At 62.2% G+C, this 18701-nt stretch carries 13 protein-coding genes and 3 pseudogenes; 11 read left to right on the forward strand and 5 right to left on the reverse strand.

The genetic code is table 11. From position 1 onward, the window contains the following. Positions 1 to 9 precede the first annotated feature (9 nt). A complete protein-coding gene (amaB, locus tag ACSQ84_RS03200; protein WP_436210191.1) occupies positions 10 to 1566 on the reverse strand; it encodes an L-piperidine-6-carboxylate dehydrogenase in 1557 nt (518 codons plus the stop codon). A gap of 255 nt (positions 1567 to 1821) precedes the next feature. Beyond that, positions 1822 to 2754 carry a LysR family transcriptional regulator gene (locus tag ACSQ84_RS03205; protein WP_436210192.1) on the reverse strand — a complete coding sequence of 311 codons (933 nt, stop codon included), beginning with the start codon at positions 2752 to 2754 and terminating at the stop codon, positions 1822 to 1824. 169 nt (positions 2755 to 2923) lie between these two features. Here ACSQ84_RS03205 and ACSQ84_RS03210 point away from each other — a divergent pair, with 169 nt between their 5' ends. The 9 genes and pseudogenes from ACSQ84_RS03210 to ACSQ84_RS03250 all read left to right on the forward strand — a co-directional run bounded on the left by ACSQ84_RS03210 (position 2924) and on the right by ACSQ84_RS03250 (position 14146). After that, entirely contained in the window at positions 2924 to 4207 is a 1284-nt protein-coding gene (locus ACSQ84_RS03210; protein ID WP_436210193.1) for an NAD(P)/FAD-dependent oxidoreductase, read from the forward strand. A 147-nt stretch (positions 4208 to 4354) separates the two neighbouring features. Continuing rightward, the gene (locus ACSQ84_RS03215; protein WP_436210194.1) at positions 4355 to 5116 is read left to right on the forward strand and encodes an ABC transporter ATP-binding protein; all 762 of its coding nucleotides are present in this window, start codon (positions 4355 to 4357) and stop codon (positions 5114 to 5116) included. Continuing rightward, positions 5109 to 5825 carry an ABC transporter ATP-binding protein gene (locus tag ACSQ84_RS03220; protein ID WP_436210195.1) on the forward strand — a complete coding sequence of 239 codons (717 nt, stop codon included), beginning with the start codon at positions 5109 to 5111 and terminating at the stop codon, positions 5823 to 5825. The genes ACSQ84_RS03215 and ACSQ84_RS03220 overlap by 8 nt, the downstream gene beginning before the upstream one ends. A 14-nt stretch (positions 5826 to 5839) precedes the next feature. Then, positions 5840 to 6715 (forward strand): annotated as a pseudogene (locus ACSQ84_RS03225) (branched-chain amino acid ABC transporter permease); the annotation flags it as partial. 141 nt (positions 6716 to 6856) lie between these two features. Beyond that, on the forward strand, positions 6857 to 7807 hold the full coding sequence (locus tag ACSQ84_RS03230; protein WP_436211162.1) for a branched-chain amino acid ABC transporter permease: 951 nt from the start codon (positions 6857 to 6859) through the stop codon (positions 7805 to 7807). A gap of 55 nt (positions 7808 to 7862) precedes the next feature. Next, complete coding sequence (locus ACSQ84_RS03235) at positions 7863 to 9083, forward strand: ABC transporter substrate-binding protein (protein WP_436211163.1); 1221 nt, start codon at positions 7863 to 7865, stop codon at positions 9081 to 9083. 64 nt (positions 9084 to 9147) lie between these two features. Continuing rightward, positions 9148 to 9810, forward strand: a complete 663-nt coding sequence (locus ACSQ84_RS03240; RefSeq protein ID WP_436210196.1) for a helix-turn-helix domain-containing protein — start codon at positions 9148 to 9150, stop codon at positions 9808 to 9810. A gap of 24 nt (positions 9811 to 9834) precedes the next feature. Further along, on the forward strand, positions 9835 to 10803 hold the full coding sequence (locus tag ACSQ84_RS03245) for an ornithine cyclodeaminase family protein (protein WP_436210197.1): 969 nt from the start codon (positions 9835 to 9837) through the stop codon (positions 10801 to 10803). Between the two features lie 25 nt (positions 10804 to 10828). Further along, positions 10829 to 14146, forward strand: coding sequence for a molybdopterin-dependent oxidoreductase (locus ACSQ84_RS03250; RefSeq protein WP_436210198.1), 3318 nt, complete (start codon positions 10829 to 10831; stop codon positions 14144 to 14146). A 140-nt stretch (positions 14147 to 14286) separates the two neighbouring features. Here the strand turns inward: ACSQ84_RS03250 and ACSQ84_RS03255 are convergent, their stop codons facing one another. The 3 genes from ACSQ84_RS03255 to ACSQ84_RS03265 all read right to left on the reverse strand — a co-directional run bounded on the left by ACSQ84_RS03255 (position 14287) and on the right by ACSQ84_RS03265 (position 15553). After that, positions 14287 to 14634, reverse strand: a complete 348-nt coding sequence (locus tag ACSQ84_RS03255; RefSeq protein WP_436210199.1) for a hypothetical protein — start codon at positions 14632 to 14634, stop codon at positions 14287 to 14289. Positions 14635 to 14936: 302 nt separating this feature from the next. Beyond that, positions 14937 to 15218, reverse strand: coding sequence for a helix-turn-helix domain-containing protein (locus ACSQ84_RS03260; protein ID WP_050421784.1), 282 nt, complete (start codon positions 15216 to 15218; stop codon positions 14937 to 14939). Next, complete coding sequence (locus ACSQ84_RS03265) at positions 15215 to 15553, reverse strand: type II toxin-antitoxin system RelE/ParE family toxin (RefSeq protein WP_436211164.1); 339 nt, start codon at positions 15551 to 15553, stop codon at positions 15215 to 15217. The genes ACSQ84_RS03260 and ACSQ84_RS03265 overlap by 4 nt, the downstream gene beginning before the upstream one ends. A 131-nt stretch (positions 15554 to 15684) precedes the next feature. On the opposite strand from ACSQ84_RS03265, the pseudogene ACSQ84_RS03270 reads away from it, so the two are divergent. Continuing rightward, positions 15685 to 16807: pseudogene (locus ACSQ84_RS03270) on the forward strand (TOTE conflict system archaeo-eukaryotic primase domain-containing protein). After that, positions 16756 to 17922, forward strand: a pseudogene (locus tag ACSQ84_RS03275) (DEAD/DEAH box helicase family protein). The pseudogenes ACSQ84_RS03270 and ACSQ84_RS03275 overlap by 52 nt, the downstream one beginning before the upstream one ends. The last annotated feature ends 779 nt before the right edge of the window (positions 17923 to 18701 follow it).

The following is an 18701-nucleotide window of genomic DNA, read 5'->3' on the forward strand; positions in this document are numbered from 1 at the left end:
GATATCCATTCAATCCAGGTCGAACCTGACGCCTTGGGCGAGCGGCAGCGTGCGGCCATAATTGATCGTGTTGGTGGCGCGCCGCATGTAGGCCTTCCAGGCATCCGAGCCGGATTCACGCCCGCCGCCGGTTTCCTTCTCGCCGCCGAAGGCGCCGCCGATCTCGGCGCCCGAAGGGCCGATGTTGACATTGGCGATCCCGCAATCGGAGCCGCGCGCCGACAGGAAGGCTTCAGCCTCGCGCAAATCGTTGGTGAAGATCGAGGACGACAGTCCTTGTGGGACCGTATTATGCAATGCGATCACGGCATCGAAGTCGCTGTATTTGATGACATAGAGGATCGGCGCAAAAGTCTCGCGCTCGACCGTTGCGGTCTGCCCGTCGATCTCGATCAATGCCGGCCGGACGTAGAATGCCTCGTCGGCCCCTGCGATGGCGACGCGCTCTCCGCCGACAATGGCGGCACCGGCGGCCTTGGCTTCGCCGAGGGCGCGCTGCATCGATTCGTAAGCGAGGCTGTCAATGAGCGGGCCGACCAGATTGCCGGTGAGGGGATTGCCGACGGAGACGGACTGATAGACCTTCTTCAGGCGCGGCACGAAGCTTTCATAGACGCTGTCGTGAACGAAGAGGCGGCGCAGCGTGGTGCAGCGCTGGCCTGCCGTGCCCATGGCGGCAAAGGCAACGCCGCGCAGCGTCAGGTCGAGATCGGCGGTCGGCGTAACGATCGCTGCGTTGTTGCCGCCGAGTTCCAGAATCGCGCGGGCGAAGCGCTGCGCGAGCTTCGGAGCGACGGCGCGCCCCATCGCGGTCGAACCGGTTGCCGAGACCAGGGGAACCCTGGCGTTGTTGACGAGGGCCTCGCCGATCTCGCGTCCTCCGACCAGCACAGCGGATAGCCCGTCGGGTGCTGCACCGCCTTCGGCCTTGAAACGCCTGAGGGCGCGTCCGAACAGCGCCTCGGTCGCCAGGGCGGTGAGGGGCGTCTTTTCCGACGGCTTCCAGACGATGCTGTTGCCGCAGACCAGTGCCAGCGCGGCATTCCATGACCATACCGCGACCGGAAAATTGAACGCCGAGATGATGCCGGTGACGCCGAGCGGATGCCAGGTCTCCGCCATCCGGTGCTCGTGGCGCTCGGTCGCGATCGTTAAGCCGTAGAGCTGCCGGGAAAGCCCCACGGCGTAGTCGCAAATATCGATCATCTCCTGGACTTCGCCGAGACCTTCGGACTCGATCTTGCCGGCCTCGATGGAAACCAGCCGGCCGAGCGCGCGCTTGTTGGTACGCAGCTCTTCACCAAGCAGCCGCACCAGTTCGCCGCGCTTCGGAGCGGGGACAAGACGCCATTGGAGGAAAGCCGCATGAGCCCTTTCGATGGCCGCGATCGCGCCGGCGGCGTCGTGCTCCCTGACATGCGCCACGGTTTCGCCGGTGATCGGCGTTTTCGCGACCAGCGTGCCACCGGTGTAGCTGACGGGTTCGACACCGAGCTCAACCAGAAGCGCGTCGACCTCCGCCTTGAGCGAGATGATTTTGGCTTTGCCGGATTGATTGTCTGACATGAGAAACTCTTTCCGAGGCTCGAGTTGATTTCAGAAGGACTGCTGTCAGCGACTGGCCTTGAAACGTCAGGATCGCTCTTCGTCAGGGACGGCGCCTTGAAGGCAATGCCCCCCGTAGAAAGGACAATAATCCGGCTTTTTCAAACGATAGAAGTTCAACAAGTCATTCCAATGATGAATGACAGATGACCAAGGCCAAAATGGCCGGGCGTTGAGGGCAATCTCGCAAACCCGACCGCGTTCAGGTACGACCCTTCAGCGGTCTGGTGCCGTTTCCGAAAGAAGCCATTCCCGGAAGGCAACAAGTGGCGGATGTGACGCCCGATCGCTCGGCCACACCAGATAGTAGGCCTCGGCGCTTTTCATCGGCAGATCGAGGGCGCGCACCAGCTTGCCGGTGCTCAGTTCCTCCTCGATGAGAAATTCGGGAAGCAGGGCGATGCCGAGCCCGGAAATCGCCGCCTGCGATGCGGTGGCGAACTGGTCCAGCAACATGCCATGGACGGCATGGGCGTCCACGCCGTGCAGTGTCAGCCATTGTTCCCACGCGTCTGGCCGCGTCGTCAGATGCAGCAACGGGGCCTTCCGCAGGTCGCTTGCGCGCTTGAAACCATAGCGCTCTCGCAGCTCGGCGCTGCAGGCGGGGATCACGGTCTCCGGCCGCAGCAACGCCAGTTCACCCCCTTGCCATTCCGGACGCCCGAAATGGATCGCGGCGTCGACGGGCTCCAGCCTGAAGTCGAAATTCGATAACCGCGTGACCAGGTTGATGGTGATGCCGGGGTTGCCCGCGAGGAATTTGGGAAGCCGCGGCGCCAGCCACCGGGTGCCGAAGGTCGGCAGGATGGCGAGCGTCAGCGTGCCGCCGAACGGATTGGCGCGCAGGTTGAGCGAGGCGGTGCTGATCTTGCGCAGCGCGTCGCGTATCTCTCGGGCATAGGCGTCGCCACCCACGGTCAGGCGGATGGTCTGCCGCTCGCGATGAAACAGCTCGACCTCGAGCTGCTCTTCAAGCGCCTTGACCTGACGGCTCACCGCGCCTTGCGTCAGCGACAGCTCTTTGGCCGCGGCCGTAATGCTTCCGGTCCGCGCCGCCGCTTCAAAGGCGGACAGCAGAGGCAGCGAAGGCAAAAAGCGGCGGGGGCCCTGCACATCATTCTCCAGCCGAATAAGGTCTTGACCAAACATCGCTTGGTCCGCCGCTGCCGGCAACGCTAGATTTCGGCCTGGCATCGCCGTCAGGTCTTCGGCATCCCTTCAGCGGTAGGCATTCAACTTGCCGAATTGGAATGAACCCGTCAACGCGCCTCGGCAAACGCGACCTGGCGGGCGGCAACAGACAAGGACGTCGGAGACGATGCTAGACAACGCCAGATCGCACGGTCTGTGGGAATTGACTGCACCGCCGCCGCCTGAAACCGCCGGGCTGCGTGGATCGGTCAAGGTCGATACCGCCATCATCGGCGGCGGATATACCGGCCTCTCGGCGGCGCTCCATCTCGCAGAAGCAGGGGCCGACGTCGCGTTGCTTGAAGCGGTGGAGATCGGTTTTGGCGGGGCCGGCCGGAACGTCGGCCTGGTCAATGCCGGCATGTGGGTGATGCCGGATGTGCTTCCCGACCTGCTCGGGAACGATTACGGCGAGCGCCTGCTCGCACTGCTGGGCGACGCCCCGAAACTGGTGTTCGATCTGATCGAACGTCTTCGCATCGAATGCGAGGTCGAGCGTGCCGGCACGCTGCATTGCGCCGTCGGACCCAAGGGACTGAAGGAACTCGAGCAGCGCGCCGCGCAGTGGAGCCGCCGCGGTGCGCCGGTAGAGTTATTGAACGCGAGGGAAACCGAGGCGAAGGTCGGTTCGTCGGCTTACGCTGGATCGCTGTGGGATCGCCGCGCGGGCACGATCCAGCCGCTGGCCTATGCGCGAGGTCTTGCCCGCAGCGCCCTGAACGCCGGCGCGAAGATATTCACCCGCAGCGCGGTCATCTCAGGCGAGCGAATTGGCGGCACATGGAAGCTGCAAACCGCTGGTGGTCACGTCATCGCCGATCGCGTGATTGTGGCCACTGATGCCTATGCGACGGGCCCCTGGTCCGAGGTCAAGACGGAGCAAATCCATCTGCCCTATTTCAACTTCGCCACCCAGCCGCTGTCGGACAACATCCGCGCGTCCATTCTTCCCGAACGGCAGGGCGCCTGGGACACCAACGAGGTGTTGAGTTCGTTTCGCTTTGACCGCGCTGGCCGCCTGGTGTTCGGAAGCTGCGGCGCGCTCCGGGGCACCGGTGCGGCGGTGCACCGATCCTGGGCAGAGCGGGCGCTCAAGAAGTTGTTCCCGCAAATCGGCGACGTCAGATTTGAAGCCGAATGGTACGGCCTGATCGGAATGACCGACGACCATCTGCCGCGATTCCACAAGCTCGCTGAAAACGTGGTCGGTTTCAGCGGCTACAACGGGCGCGGCATTGCGCCCGGCACGACCTTCGGACGTCTGCTGGCGCTCCTCGCGCTCGGTCAACTCGACGAGAAAGATTTGCCGCTTCCGGTCTCGGCGCCGACGACGCCCAGCTTCCGCAGCGCCAAAGCGGCCTATTACGAGGTCGGGGCGCAACTCCTTCATCTGATCCAGGCGCGGCCGTAGATCCAATGTCACAGGATTTCAAAAATACGACAAAAAGACCATATAGGAAATTAGTTGATGATAGGAAACTTTTGCTCAAGAATGGGCCGCCGTCTGATGCAGGCCTGATTTTCCAATCCAGGATCCAGAAGTGAGCAGGGCAAAGGCATGACAGATGGCGCCGTTTACGCTCTGGAGACCCGCGGTCTCAGCCGTGAGTTCGGCGGCTTCTTCGCCGTCAATGGCGTCAACTTCCGGCTTGTCCGTAACAGCATGCACGCCATCATCGGCCCCAACGGGGCCGGCAAGACCACCCTATTCAACCTTCTGACGAAATATCTTCCGCCGTCGGCCGGCACCATCCTGCACGATGGCCATGACGTCACCCGCCTCAGCATGCCGGCAATGGCCAAGCGCAGCGTGGTGCGTTCGTTCCAGATTTCCGCGGTGTTCGCCGGACTGACCGTGCGCGAGAACATCGAACTGGCCTTGCTGCCCGAGAGCGGCCTCGCCTGGAATCTGCTCGGCCGGATTTCACGTCATCGCGCCGTGCTGGATCGCGCGGACGCGCTGCTCGCGCGCTTTGACCTGTCGGAATATGCCGAGACGATGGCCGGCAGCCTTTCCTATGGCCGCAAGCGCGTGCTCGAACTGGCGACGACGCTCGCGCTTGAACCCAAGGTGCTGCTGCTCGACGAGCCGATGGCGGGGCTCGGCCACGAAGATATCGGGCGCGTAACGCAATTAATCCGCGAGGCCGGCCGGGGCCGCACGGTGTTGCTGGTCGAGCACAACATGAATGTGGTGGCCGAGCTCGCCGACACCATCACCGTGATGGTGCGTGGCGAAGTGCTGGCGGAAGGAAGCTATGCGGAGGTCTCGTCGCGCGCCGACGTGATGGCTGCCTATACGGGGCAGGCGCATGCATGAAACTCTCGCGGTCGGCAATCTCCAAGTCGGCAACCTTCAAGCCTGGTACGGCGAGTCCAAGGTCTTGCATGGAATGGATTTCGACGTCCGCTCCGGGGAGGTGGTGACGCTGCTCGGCCGCAATGGCGCCGGCAAGACCACGACGCTGAAGGCGATCATGGGCCTGCTCGACAAGCGCTCGGGTTCGATCGCGCTCAACGGCCGTGAGATCATCGCTGCCGCGCCCTATGATATCGCGCGTAAGGGCATTGCTTTCTGCCCGGAGGAGCGCGGCATCTTTGCGAGCCTCAGCGTACGCGAAAACCTGCTGCTGCCGCCGAAGGTGGCCGCCGGCGGCATGACGGTCGCGCAGATCCTGGAGCTGTTTCCGAACCTGAAGGAACGCCTCGACAGCCAGGGAACCAAGCTCTCCGGCGGCGAGCAGCAGATGCTGGCGCTCGGACGCATCCTGCATACCGGCGCGCGCATCCTGTTGCTCGATGAGCCGACCGAGGGCCTGGCTCCCGTCATCATCCGCCAGATCGGCCGGACCATCACCGAACTGAAGGCGCTCGGCTTCACCATCCTCTTGGTCGAGCAGAATGTCGGCTTCGCCGCCGGCCTCGCCGACCGGCACTACATCGTCGAACTCGGCCGCGTCGTCGAGGAAATTCCGGGCGCTGCGTTCGAAGGCAGGCTCGGCTCGCTCAAAAATTATCTCGGACTTTGACCGAAAGGGGCATCATGACCACGATCCTTGGCGTCCCTTCGGCGGTCCTCTATGGCCAGCTCCTGCTCGGGCTGATCAATGGCGCCTTCTACGCCATGTTGAGCCTCGGTCTCGCGGTGATCTTCGGCATGATGAACATCGTGAATTTCGCCCATGGGGCGCAGTACATGATGGGCGCGATGGGCGCGTGGTTTCTGCTCAACTATCTCGGTATCGGCTACTGGTGGGCGCTGATCCTGGCGCCGCTCGCCGTCGGCGCGATCGGCATCGTGATCGAGATGCTGCTGCTGCGACGCCTTTACAAGCTCGATCATCTCTACGGCATGCTGCTCACCTTCGGCCTCTCGCTGATGGTGCAGGGGATGTTCAGCGACTGGTTCGGCTCTTCGGGCCAGCCCTATTCGATTCCGCAGGCACTGATGGGGGGCCGCCATCTCGGCTTCATGTTCCTGCCGAACTACCGGGCCTGGGTGATCGCAGCCTCGATCGTGGTCTGCCTCGGCACCTGGTACGTTGTCGAGCGGACCAGGCTCGGCGCCTATCTGCGCGCCGCGACCGAAAACCCGATGCTGGTTCAGGCCTTCGGTATCCGCGTCCCGCGCATGATCACGCTGACCTACGGCGCCGGCGTCGCGCTTGCCGCGCTGGCGGGCGTTCTGGCCGCGCCGATCTACCAGGTCAGCCCGGCGATGGGCGCGGATCTGTTGATCGTCGTCTTCGCGGTGGTGGTGATCGGCGGCATGGGTTCGATCATGGGCTCGATCCTGACCGGCTTCCTTGTCGGCATCATCGAGGGCCTGACCAAGGCCTTCTATCCGGAAGCCTCGACAACGGTTGTCTTCGCGGTGATGGCGGTGGTGCTGCTGATCCGCCCGGCGGGCCTGTTCGGATCGAAGCCCGAGGCCGCGCAGGGGCAGCCGCACTCCAGCCTGTCGGCGCCTTCGCCTTCGGCGCGTACGCAAAGCATGATCTTCCTGACGGTCGCCGCCTGCCTCGCAGCCGCGCCGATCGTCATTTATCCCGGCTTCATGATGAAGGCGATGATCTTCGCCCTGTTCGCCTGCGCCTTCAACCTGATCGCCGGCTACGGCCGGCTGGTCTCGTTCGGCCATGCCATGTTCCTGGGTTCAGCCGGCTATGTCTGCGGCCATGCCGCGAAGATCTGGGGGCTGCCCCCTGAACTCGCCATTCTGGCCGGAACCGCAACAGCGGCGATACTTGGCTTTGTCTCGGGCTGGCTCGCCATCCGCCGCAGCGGCATCTACTTCGCCATGGTGACGCTGGCCTTTGCGCAGATGATCTATTTCGTTGCACTGCAGGCGCCGTTTACCGGTGGCGAGGACGGGCTGCAGGCGGTTCCGCGTGGCATGCTTTTCGGCCTGATCGACCTGTCGCGGCCCGCTAACCTCTACACGTTCGTGCTGGCGATATTCCTGGGCGGCTTCTTCCTGATCATGCGCCTGGTCGGCTCGCCGTTCGGACGCGTGTTGAAGGCGATCAGCGATCACGACGCACGCGCGCAGTCGCTCGGCTTTGATACCGGCCGCTACAAGCTCGTGGCCTTCACGCTCTCGGCTGCGCTCGCGGGGCTCGCGGGTTCGACCAAGGCAATCGTCAGCCAGATCGCCAGCCTGACCGACGTCCACTGGTCGATGTCGGGCGAGGTGCTGCTGATGACGTTTCTCGGCGGCGTCGGCACGCTCTACGGCCCGCTCGTCGGCGCCTTCATCGTCGTCGCCATGCAGAACTATCTGGCGGCCTTCGGACAATGGGTCACCGTCATTCACGGCCTGATCTTCGTCGTCTGCGTGCTCGCCTTCCGGCGCGGCATCGTCGGCGAACTGATCGAGTTCTGGCACCGCCCGCGCCGAGCGCCCGTGACGACACCAGCGGTGCTTCGCAACGTGACGGTCGCGCCGCAGGAGCGAGCCAGGACGTCTCGAACGAATACTTCGCCATCCGGGGAAGTGGAACAGGTATGAACCAGATCCTGCTCGGAAGAGCGGGCTGACAACAGGGGGATAGACCATGCAACAGATGCCTTCCAAACTTCTCCGCCGGGTCGCGGCCGCGCTCTGCCTCGGCTCGCTCGTGGTCGCCGGCCAGGCCACGGCCCAGGTCAGCGACGATGTCGTCAAGATCGGTGTGTTGACCGACATGTCCGGCCAGTATTCCGATCTGAACGGGCCAGGCTCGCTGCTGGCGGCGCAAATGGCGGCAGCGGATTTCGGCGGCAAGGTGCTCGGCAAGCCGATCGAGATCATCGGAGCCGACCACCTTCAGAAGGCCGACGTCGGCGTCGGCATCGCCCGGCGCTGGATCGAGAACGAGAAGGTGGATGCGATCTCTGATGTCACCAACAGCGCCATCGCGCTCGCGATCCAGCAATTGACGCGCGAGACCAACCGCGTGGCGCTGTTCGCGTCGCCGGCCACGACGGACCTGACTGGCAAGCAGTGCTCGCCTACCGGCTTTCACTGGGTCTACGACAATTATTCGAACGCGGTCGGACCGCTGAAGGCGCTGATCGACAAGGGCAACGACACCTACTACATCATTACCGCGGACTTCGCCTTCGGACATTCGCTCGAGAAGATCGCGAGCGAGGCGATCAAGGCCAATGGCGGCAAGGTCCTGGGCTCCATCCGCCATCCCTTCGGCGCGGCCGATCTCTCGCCTTTCCTGCTGCCGGCGCAGGCATCGAAGGCGAAGGTCATCCTGCTCGCCACCGCCGGCAAGGATATGACGACGGCGATCAAGCAGGCCAATGAGTTCGGCATCATCGCAGGCGGCCAGAGCATCGCCGCGCCGGTCGTGTTCATTACGGACGTCAACTCCCTCGGCCTGCCGACCGCGCAGGGCATCTCGTTTGTCGAGGGGTTCTACTGGGACCAGAACGACGAGACGCGTGCCTTCGCCAAGCGTTTCTTCGCGACCCGCAAGGCGATGCCGACGTCAGTGCATGCCGGTGTCTATTCCTCGATCACGCACTATCTCAAGGCTATCCAGGCCGCGGGTACCGATGAGGCCAAGGCCGTGGCTGCCAAGATGCGCGAACTGCCGGTCAACGACTTCTTCGCCAAGGACGGCAAGGTGCGCGAGGACGGCCGCATGGTCCACAACATGCTGCTCGTCCAGGTCAAGAAACCTTCCGAATCGAAGCAGCCATGGGACTACTATAATATCCTGGCAACCGTTCCCGGCGAGCAGGCCTTCCAGTCTCTCGCCCAGAGTGAATGCCAGCACGTCAAGAAGTGAGGCAAGGTCCCGGCGCTGCCCGCCGCCGGGACCGTAACTCCGCGATAAAAGGGAGAGAAACGCGATGAAGAAGGCTGCGACGCGATCGTCGCCGAGGGAGGCTGCGGCAGCGGAAGTCGTGCCGGCCCGCTTCTCGGCCGACGCCGTGCCGGCCGAGGGAGGCGACGGCCTCGGTCACAGGTTGAAGCGCGTGCGGATCGATAAGGGCTGGACGCTGAAAGAGGTGAGCGAGCGCACCGGGGTCGCGCGCTCGACCCTGTCCAAGATCGAGAACGGCCAGATGTCGCCGACCTACGACGTGCTGCAGAAGATCACGCGCGGTGCCGATCTCGACATCGTCGAACTGTTCGATCAGCGCCGTCAGAACGCGCCGTTCGGCCGCCGCAGTGTCACGCGCAACGGCGAGGGCAAGCCGCACCGCACCGGTACCTATGAATACGAGGTGTTGGCGACCGATCTCTCGCAAAAGCATATCCTGCCGTTCAAGGCGCGGATCAGGGCGCGCCGCCTCGACGAATTTCCCGGCTGGGTGCGTCACGACGGCGAGGAATTCCTGTGCGTTTTGTCCGGCACCGTCCAGGTCTTCACGGAATTCTACGCTCCCGTCACGCTCAAGGTCGGTGACAGCACCTATTTCGACAGCAAGATGGGCCACGCGATCGTATCGTTGAGCAAGGAAGATGCCGAGGTCATCTGGATATGCACGGGCATCACCGCACTCTCATGAGTTTGTAGAACAGGAATAGTACCGATGCTGCGCAGCTACTCCGCTGCCGAAGTCCATGCCGCGCTTGGCTATCCCGAACTGATCGAGGCATTGCGCGAGGCTTTCAAGCGCGACGGCGAGCCGATGCCGTTGCGACAGGCCTACGAGGTCGGCGTCGATGGAGCGCCGGCGCGTCTCCTGACGATGCCGGCTTGGATCCGCGGCGAAGCCCTCGGCGTCAAGCTCGTCACGGTGTTTCCACAGAATGCCGTGCGCGGTCTCGGTGCGGTGTCGTCGCTTTACTTCCTGCTCGACGGTGCGACCGGCCAGCCGCGCGCGATGATCGATGGCGAGGCGCTGACCAACCGCCGCACGGCCGCCGCGTCGGCACTCGCCTCCGGCTATCTGTCGCGTGCCGACAGCCGCACGCTGCTTGTCGTTGGAACCGGCCATGTCGCGCGTCATCTCGCCGCCGCTCACCGCGCCGTGCGTCCGATCGAGAAGGTGCTGGTCTGGGGACGCAATCCGGAGCGCGCGCGGGCTCTGGCTGACACGCTTGTCCGGCAGGGCGCGAACGCAGTTCCGGTGACCGACCTTGACCTGGCCTTGCCGCAGGCCGACATCGTGAGCTGCGCCACGACCTCGACCGAGCCACTGGTCAAAGGCGCATGGTTGCGACCGGGAACCCATCTCGATCTGGTCGGCGCTTTTACGCCGCAGATGCGCGAAAGCGACGACGCGGCTATTTCGCGCAGCCGGGTCTTCGTCGATACCTATCCTGGCGCGCTCGCCGAAGCGGGAGACCTGCTGCAAGCCATTGCCGCCGGAAACTGGAGCGCCGACAGCATCTGCGGCGATCTCCATGAACTGACAAGGGGCGCCAGGCCGGGCCGCCTTGACCGTGACGACATCACCCTGTTCAAGTCGGTGGGCGCGGCGATCGAGGATCTTGCGGCCGCGAGCCTGCTGGTGAACGAGGCCAATCCGAACTCACGCGCGCGGTCTCCCGAGTGAGGGCGTACGGCAACGAGGCCTGACAATGTCGACGCAGGAAAAACCTGGCTTCTGCACGCTCTGCCGCTCCCGCTGCGGCACGATCAACGTCGTCGAGAATGACAGGCTCGTCGCGGTGCGGCCGAACCCGGCCCACCCAACCGGCAAGGCGATCTGCCCAAAAGGCCGGGCCGCGCCGGAGATTGCGCATTCGGCCCGCCGCCTGAAGACGCCATTGCGACGCACCGCGCCGAAGGGCGCTGCCGATCCGGGCTTCGTTCCGATATCCTGGGAAGAGGCGCTGACCGAGATCGCCGATCGGCTGGGGCGCTACCGTGAGGAGACCGGACCGGAATCGGTCGCCTTCGCGGTGACTTCCGGCTCGTCGTCCTCGACATCCGACAGCCTGGACTGGATCCAGCGCTTCATCCGCGGCTTCGGCAGCCCGAACAACTGCTTCTCCACCGAGATCTGCAATTGGCACAAGGACCACGCCCACGCCTTCACCTTTGGCTGTGCGCTGCCGACGGCAGACTATCGGAATTCCGAACTCATCCTGCTCTGGGGCCACAACCCCGCCAATGTATGGCTTGCCCAGGCGGAGGCGATCAGCGCTGCGCGGGCGAGGGGCGCCAGACTCGCCGTGATCGATCCGCGCCGGACCGGCTCGGCACGCGACGCTGACATCTGGCTGCGGATCCGCCCCGGCACCGATGCGGCGCTGGCGCTCGGCGTCGCGCGCTGGCTCATCGTCAACCGCGCCTATGACACCGACTTCGTGCGGCACTGGACCAACGCTGCCTTCCTGATCCGCGACAGCGACGGGTGCTTCCTGCGCGCTGCCGATATCGGGCTTGAAGGCGACGGTTTTCTGGTGTGGGACGCGATCGCGGGCAAGGCAGTGCCGGCCGGGGGCGGGCTCGCGACAGCCGCGCTCGAAGGAATCTTCGAGGTCGTCGGCGCCGCAGGCCCGATCGCCTGCCGCACCGGTTTCGATCACTATGTCGCGGCTGCCGAACCTTACGATCCCGCGACCGTCGAGCGCATCACCGGCATCCCCGGGGCGCAAGTTGAGGAACTCGCGGCCGAGATCTCGAAGGCATCATCAATCTGCTATCACGGCTGGACCGGGCTCGGACAGCACAGCAATGCCTCGCAGACCGAACGCGCGGTCGCCACGCTCTATGCATTGACCGGCCATTTCGATGCTCCGGGCGGCAATGTCAGGATGCCGAGCCTTCCGGTGCCGTCGCTGCATTCGATGGCGATGATCCCGGCGGAGACGCGCGCGCGGACGCTCGGGCTGTCGGATCGCCCACTCGGACCGCCGGCCGACGGCTGGATCACCTCCAGCGATTTCTACGACGCGGCGCTGACCGGAAAACCCTATCGCGTGCGGGCGCTGTTCGCGTTCGGCTCCAATTTACTGGTCTCGCATCCGGCGCCGGAGCGCGGACGCGAAGCGCTGAAGGCGCTCGACTTCCAGGTCCATTGCGATCTGTTCCTGAACCCCACCGCCGAGATGGCCGATATCGTGCTGCCGGTGTCGAGCCCCTGGGAGCACGAGGCACTGCGCCTTGGCTTCGAGATCTCGCCCGAGGCGCAGGAACTGGTGCAGCTGCGCCCGCAAATGATTCCGCGTCAGGGCGAGGCCCGTTCCGATATGTGGATCGTATTCCAGCTCGCCAAACGGCTCGGCATGGGCGAACTGTTCTTTGAGGGCGATATCGAGAAGGGATTTGAGCATCTGCTCGCCCCGCTCGGCCTCGATCTCCAGGCGCTGCGGGCGAAGCCCGAAGGCATTCGCGTGCCGCTCAAGCATGGCAATCGCAAATACCAGACGACCGGCTTCGCCACGCAGACCGGCAAGGCCGAACTCTATTCGGAATTGCTGCATCGCCATGGTTATCCAGCGGTGCCGCGTTTCGTCGAGCCGGCCGAGCCACGCAGTGATGCGTTTCCGCTGACGCTGTTTTCTGCCAATAGCGGCTATTTCTGCCACAGCCAGCATCGCGGCATCAACACACTGCGCCGCAAGCGCGCGGAGCCGACCGCCGAGATCCATCCCGAACTCGCCCGCCGCAAGAGTATCCTGGAGGGCGACTGGATGTTGGTGCGTAGCCGCATCGGCACGATCCGGATGCGCGCGAGCTTCAACGATGCGCTCGCGCAGGATGTGGTGGCGAGCGATTATGGGTGGTGGCAGCCTGCGCCGGATCTCGGCCTGCCGGGCTATCTGCCGGACGAGACCCGGCCCGTCGGCGCCAGCTTCAACGCCATCGTCTCGGAACGCGGGCGCGATCCCCTCAGCGGATCGCTGGCGCTGCGCTCCTTTGCCGGCGATGTCGAACGTGACGAGAGCACCACCTGGCAAGGCTGGCGATCCTTCGTGGTCGCGGAGCGCCGCGAGGAATGCGCCGATGTGGTGGGGCTGACACTAAGGCCGGTCGACGGTGGGTCACTTCCGGCATTCCGGCCAGGCCAATATGTCGGCGTCCGGATCGGCGGGGCGATCCGCTCGTATTCGCTCACCGGAGCCGCAATCCCAACACCCGATGCCTATCGCATCGGCGTCAGGCACATCGAAGGCGGGCAGGTGTCAACGGCGGTCAGGCACGATCTCGGGCCGGGCGACACCGTCGAATTGCAGTCACCGAAGGGTGGCTTCGTGCTGCCGTTGCGCAACGAGTTTCCGGTCGTCCTGATTGCCGGTGGCATCGGCATCACACCGTTCCTGTCCTATCTCGAAACGCTCGAGGGTGGCGCCGACGAACCGCGCGTCACGCTGCATTACGCCTGCCGGGATGACGAAAGCCGGCCGTTCCACCATCGGCTTGAAGCGTTGCGGCAGAGGCTGCCGAACCTGACGCTCGTCACGCATCTGAGCCGCCCACGGAGCGGCGACCGTTTTGATCGGCTGGGCCGGTTTACCGTGTCGGACATCGACGCAGAATTGCTGCGCAAGCGTGCGCGCATCTACATGTGCGCGTCGGATGCGATGATGGAGGAAGTTGGCGTGGCTCTGCGGGCGCGGGGCGTACCGGTCTTCGAGATTTTCAAGGAGCGCTTTCGCTCGCCCGCGCCGCCCGCGCTCGATGGCCTGATGTCGCGCCAGATCCATTTCGCCCGCTCCCGCCGCACATTGACATGGTCGCCACAAGCGCCGCTTGCCAGCATTCTTGCGGCAGCGGAAAGCGCCGGCATAGCGATTCCGAGCGGCTGCCGTGTCGGACAGTGCGAGAGCTGCGCCGTGCAGATAAAGACTGGCGAGGTTCGCCATCTCGTCGATTGCTCGGAGTTGGATGAGGGGCATTGCTTGACATGCCAGGCCGTCCCGCTTTCCGATCTCGTCATCGATGCATGACGAGGTAGCGGAAGCTGCGATCAGAATCGCTTGGCGTGCAACAGGGAGAGACAGGTTCTTCAAAGCGTCAGGACAGCTTTAGTCGTACGACCGTCTATGCGGCCTTTTCGCTGAAGTCCGGTCTCGGTAAGGAAAGCAAATCATGAAGGTGCTTGCGCCGGACGCAGGTTTAATCTGAAGCGCTTCGGATCGGTGAAGCGGCGTGATCCAATTTCATCAAGTCCCTCACGTTTTGTTGAGATGTTTCCCGAATTACGCCCACGTTGCACCGCGTATGACCAATCGTCGGTACGTTTGATCAACGCGGACTTCATTGCCGAAGTCGATTTATATTTCGGTTGAATGTGAGTCATTCTCGGCGTTTCATCGCCTGGATCACGTTGTGATATGAAGTGTGAAGCGGGGTGTTTCCAACGAAAATCTTCGATGGGCGAATCGGAATGCGGTTGAGTGAAGGTCGTGTGCACTCGGGCTTTGGTGTGCACCATGTGTGCATTGAGAATGCAGACGCGATGATTTGGCTTCCAATGGACGCCGATATGATCCTAAAAAGCCGGCCTAAACAGGATCGCTCGGGCTAATTTGCCAGTCGGCCCAATCCCTTATAGGATCGGCTTGAGGCATAAAAGATTAATGAGATGAATGACTTAGACCACCGCTTCTCCATCGCGCCCATGATGGATTGAACGGACTGAGCGGGAAAAGCGAAGCGCGATCAACACTTAACGGGATCGCGCTCAGCCGTGCAGTACCAAATGCTGTACTACGCCATCGGCGAGCCGGCTTTGGATTAGGCTGCGTCCGAGATGCGCATTTCAACATGCAGGCCGGCTGCTCCGATCATATTGACCAAGGTATCGAGGCCAAACAATTCGATCTTGCCGCGCATGAGATCAGAGATACGCGGCTGGGTAACACCAAGCAGCTTGGCGGCTTCGGACTGGCTTAGCCCAGTCCGGGCGATATGATCCTTCAAAGCCATTATCAACGCCGAACGGAGCTTCATGTTCTCAGCCTGCGCAGGTGTATCCTCAATTGCATCCCACACATTAGCGAAGCGCTTCTTGCTCATTGATCCAGCTCCTTTAGCAAATCCCGGTAACGCTGCGTGGCTAGGCTCAGATCCGCTTTGCTTGTTTTCTGCGTCTTCTTTTGGAAACAATGCAGCACATAGACGGCGTCGTCGAATTTCGCCACATACAGCACCCTGAATGCTCCCGCGGCATCTCGAATCCGAATTTCCCGCACTCCTCGGCCAACTGCATTCATGGGCTTCCAGTCGTCCGGCTCGCGCCCACGCTGGACTTGGTCGAGCTGATATCCCGCCTCACGCCGGGCCGCTGCCGGAAATGCACGCAAATCGTCGAGCGCACTGCCTCGGAATTCAACGGGCTTAGATTCGACCATCGAATTTAGTATACAAAATTTTGTATAGGCTGGCAACTCTTTTCCGCGGTTGCGCGAATAGCGATCTGTGACTTGAATCGCTACATTCAGGATTGTTGTTCTGATGCATGCCAATCTTCTCGATGACGGAAATGGATGCCAGAATTTCTGAACTCGTGGCCCGGCTTACCGCGCTGGAGCGCGAGCGCGGGGAGATCGTAGCCGAGATCGACGCGTTGCGATCGGCGCATGATGCAAGGACTGCGGCTGTCAAGGTAGTAGTTCCTTCGGGAAGAGCTAACGATCCCACGGACCGGAACTCGCCAATCGAAAAGAAGATTGCTCTTTTTCGCCGGCTTTTCCGCGGCCGCTCAGATGTCTTCCCTATCCGTTGGGAGAATCGCACGACGGGGAGGAGCGGCTACGCACCAGCCTGTGCAAATGAATGGCAGCCTGGGATCGATGAGGCGCTAATCGAACGCCATCTGCGCGGGACCGACGTGAACGGTGCTCCGTTCGTAATGGGCGTCTATCCGATGCTTGCCGACAATACCTGTTCATTTCTGGCAGCGGATTTCGACGAAGGGGAATGGCGAAGAGATGCTTTTGCTTTTGGAGACTCTTGCGAGCGTCATGCAATACCTGCCGCGATTGAGCGGTCCCGATCCGGAAACGGTGCGCACGCCTGGATTTTCTTTGCTGAGCCGATTCCAGCGGTATTGGCGCGCCGGAGCCCTCCTGATTACCGACACGATGGAACGCGTCCCCGATATCGGATTCGGATCCTACGATCGGTTTTTTCCGAGTCAGGATTTGATGCCAGCGGGTGGCTTCGGCAACCTGATTGCCTTGCCTCTTCAAGGGCTCGCGCGAAGTTCTGGCAACAGCGAGTTTCATCGACGAATCTTGTTCGCCGTATCCGGATCAGTGGGCCTTCCTGTCTACGATTGGACTTATGCCGCGTGCGAAGGTGGAACATCTAGTCGAGGAAGCGAGTGCACCTGGAAAAATTCTCGGCGTGCGTATTCCTCTCGTCGACGAAGACGAAGAACCGCGGCTTGCCCCGCCGTCGCGGCGACAGACGCCGCCAGCAATCCGCGAGCCATTGCCAAGTGCAATCACACTCGTACAGGCGGACCAAATCTACCTCCCGCGTCACGCGCTGCCACCGTCGTTGATCGCACGCCTCATTCGCCTGGCTGCATTCCAGAATTCCGAATTTTATGCCGCACAAGCAATGCGCCGATCCTCGGATCATCTCTTGTGCGGAGTTGACCAGCCATCACATTGCACTACCTCGCGGGTGCTTCGACGCCGCTCTCGATCTACTTGCGTCACTCGGAATTGCAGTAACGATCGAAGATCGCCGCTTTTCCGGTGCGGCGATCCCACTTGTCTTCGATGGCGCATTACGCTCCGATCAGGAAACCGCGATCGCAGCTCTTTTGCCGCATGATACCGGCGTACTCGCGGCAACGACGGCGTTCGGCAAAACGATCGTAGCCATCCGGATGATGGCCGAACGCGGACGGAATACATTGGTCCTTGTTCACCGCCGTCAGCTGATGGATCAATGAATCGAGAGGCTCATAGCGTTCTCAAGTATGCCGCGTGACGCGATCGGCATGATCGGCGGCGGCCGCCGCAAACCGAAAGGCCAGGATGACGTGGCCCTGATTCAGAGCCTCGTTCGCAAGGGAGAGGTCGATGATATTGTCGGAAATTATGGACATCTCGTCGTGGACGAATGTCACCATCTGTCGGCTGTAAGCTTCGAACTGGTCGCGCGCCGCAGCAAGGCCCGCTACATCCTCGGGCTGTCAGCAACGGTTACGCGAAAAGACGGACATCACCCGATCATCGTCATGCAATGTGGTCCGGTCCGCCATCGCGTAGATGCACGATCCGAGGCAGCCAAGCGCCCATTCGATCACGTGGTGCAGATCAGGGATACCAGCTTCCAACTTCAAGCGACATTGGACAGTTCTGTCCCTTCCATCCAGGATGTTTTCAGGGAAATGATTGCCGATGAAGCCCGCAATGATCTCATATTTGAAGACGTCTTGAGCGCGCTGAAAGCGGGCCGTTCACCCGTCGTGATAACCGAGCGTACCGCCCATTTGGAGATCATCGCGAAGCGTCTCGAGCGTTTCGCAAGGCATGTCGTAGTATTGCGCGGTCGGCAAAGCGAGAAGCAGCGCCGCGACATCGCCACGCGACTTGCAGCTATACCTCAAGCCGAGGAACGCGTCATTATCGCGACCGGACGTTACCTCGGCGAGGGTTTCGATGATTCTCGTCTCGACACCCCATGCCGATTGCCTGGAAAGGCACCCTCGCTCAGTATGCCGGCTGGTTGCATCGTCTCAACGACGCTAAGCGAGAGGTGATCATATATGATTATGTCGACGTGAGTGTGCCGGTCCTGGCCCGCATGGCTGCGAAGCGCCGTGTTGGCTATCAGGCGATAGGCTACAAGGTTTTGGGTACGCGCGATCTGTTTTCTAATGGGCGGTTACGCCGAACGAGTCCGCATAGGTTTCGAGCGCACCGCTAACCGATCAAGCGTCTGCATCACGGCAGTGCCATTCCTCCCATTCCGATTTCAAATTCGACGATCTGGCGTAGTTGAGCGCGGTCAAAGCATTCCGCCGAGGCGCGGTACTGCACGGGCATTTTGGTACTGCCGTGCAGTACCGGACATAGTCGAAATAAGCGAAAATAATCGAGTGTGCGATCAAGCCGTTGAAAAGAAAGGAAAATGCTTTAGGTCTAACGCTTCGGATTGTCCGTCGAACCAAAGTCGATTGAACCGACAGAGATAGTTAAGTTGAATGAAACAATATGTTAGACCACCGCTTCTCCGTCGCGCCCATGATGGATTGGAGCGAGAGTTAAATTTTATCAAACGGTTAGAAGGCGGCGTGTGCACGATGTGTGCACCGAGAGATCAAAGAAAATCTAGCGACAAGCTATGTAAGCACAGCGAACCGAGTGCTCGGCGTCAGCAGATGGGTTGCGAGACAGGGCGCGACCTATTGGTAAGCCGGCGATTGTCGAAGCGGCTCGTGCAGTGGCTCAATTTACGGAAAGAGCGATTGTGGAACGACCGCTATTGGCCCCGCGCGAAGCCGACGTTAGGCCGCAACCTTTCAGCAAGGGTTGGCGA

It is taken from the genome of Bradyrhizobium sp. LjRoot220 (assembly GCF_964252915.1).
Lineage (GTDB): Bacteria > Pseudomonadota > Alphaproteobacteria > Rhizobiales > Xanthobacteraceae > Bradyrhizobium.

Coding starts and splice junctions, on each gene's coding strand:
- amaB (WP_436210191.1), bottom strand. CDS start 1,566: ATGTCAGACAATCAATCCGGCAAAGCCAAAATCATCTCGCTCAAGGCG.
- ACSQ84_RS03205 (WP_436210192.1), bottom strand. CDS start 2,754: ATGTTTGGTCAAGACCTTATTCGGCTGGAGAATGATGTGCAGGGCCCC.
- ACSQ84_RS03210 (WP_436210193.1), top strand. CDS start 2,924: ATGCTAGACAACGCCAGATCGCACGGTCTGTGGGAATTGACTGCACCG.
- ACSQ84_RS03215 (WP_436210194.1), top strand. CDS start 4,355: ATGACAGATGGCGCCGTTTACGCTCTGGAGACCCGCGGTCTCAGCCGT.
- ACSQ84_RS03220 (WP_436210195.1), top strand. CDS start 5,109: ATGCATGAAACTCTCGCGGTCGGCAATCTCCAAGTCGGCAACCTTCAA.
- ACSQ84_RS03230 (WP_436211162.1), top strand. CDS start 6,857: ATGAAGGCGATGATCTTCGCCCTGTTCGCCTGCGCCTTCAACCTGATC.
- ACSQ84_RS03235 (WP_436211163.1), top strand. CDS start 7,863: ATGCCTTCCAAACTTCTCCGCCGGGTCGCGGCCGCGCTCTGCCTCGGC.
- ACSQ84_RS03240 (WP_436210196.1), top strand. CDS start 9,148: ATGAAGAAGGCTGCGACGCGATCGTCGCCGAGGGAGGCTGCGGCAGCG.
- ACSQ84_RS03245 (WP_436210197.1), top strand. CDS start 9,835: ATGCTGCGCAGCTACTCCGCTGCCGAAGTCCATGCCGCGCTTGGCTAT.
- ACSQ84_RS03250 (WP_436210198.1), top strand. CDS start 10,829: ATGTCGACGCAGGAAAAACCTGGCTTCTGCACGCTCTGCCGCTCCCGC.
- ACSQ84_RS03255 (WP_436210199.1), bottom strand. CDS start 14,634: ATGGTGCACACCAAAGCCCGAGTGCACACGACCTTCACTCAACCGCAT.
- ACSQ84_RS03260 (WP_050421784.1), bottom strand. CDS start 15,218: ATGAGCAAGAAGCGCTTCGCTAATGTGTGGGATGCAATTGAGGATACA.
- ACSQ84_RS03265 (WP_436211164.1), bottom strand. CDS start 15,553: ATGGTCGAATCTAAGCCCGTTGAATTCCGAGGCAGTGCGCTCGACGAT.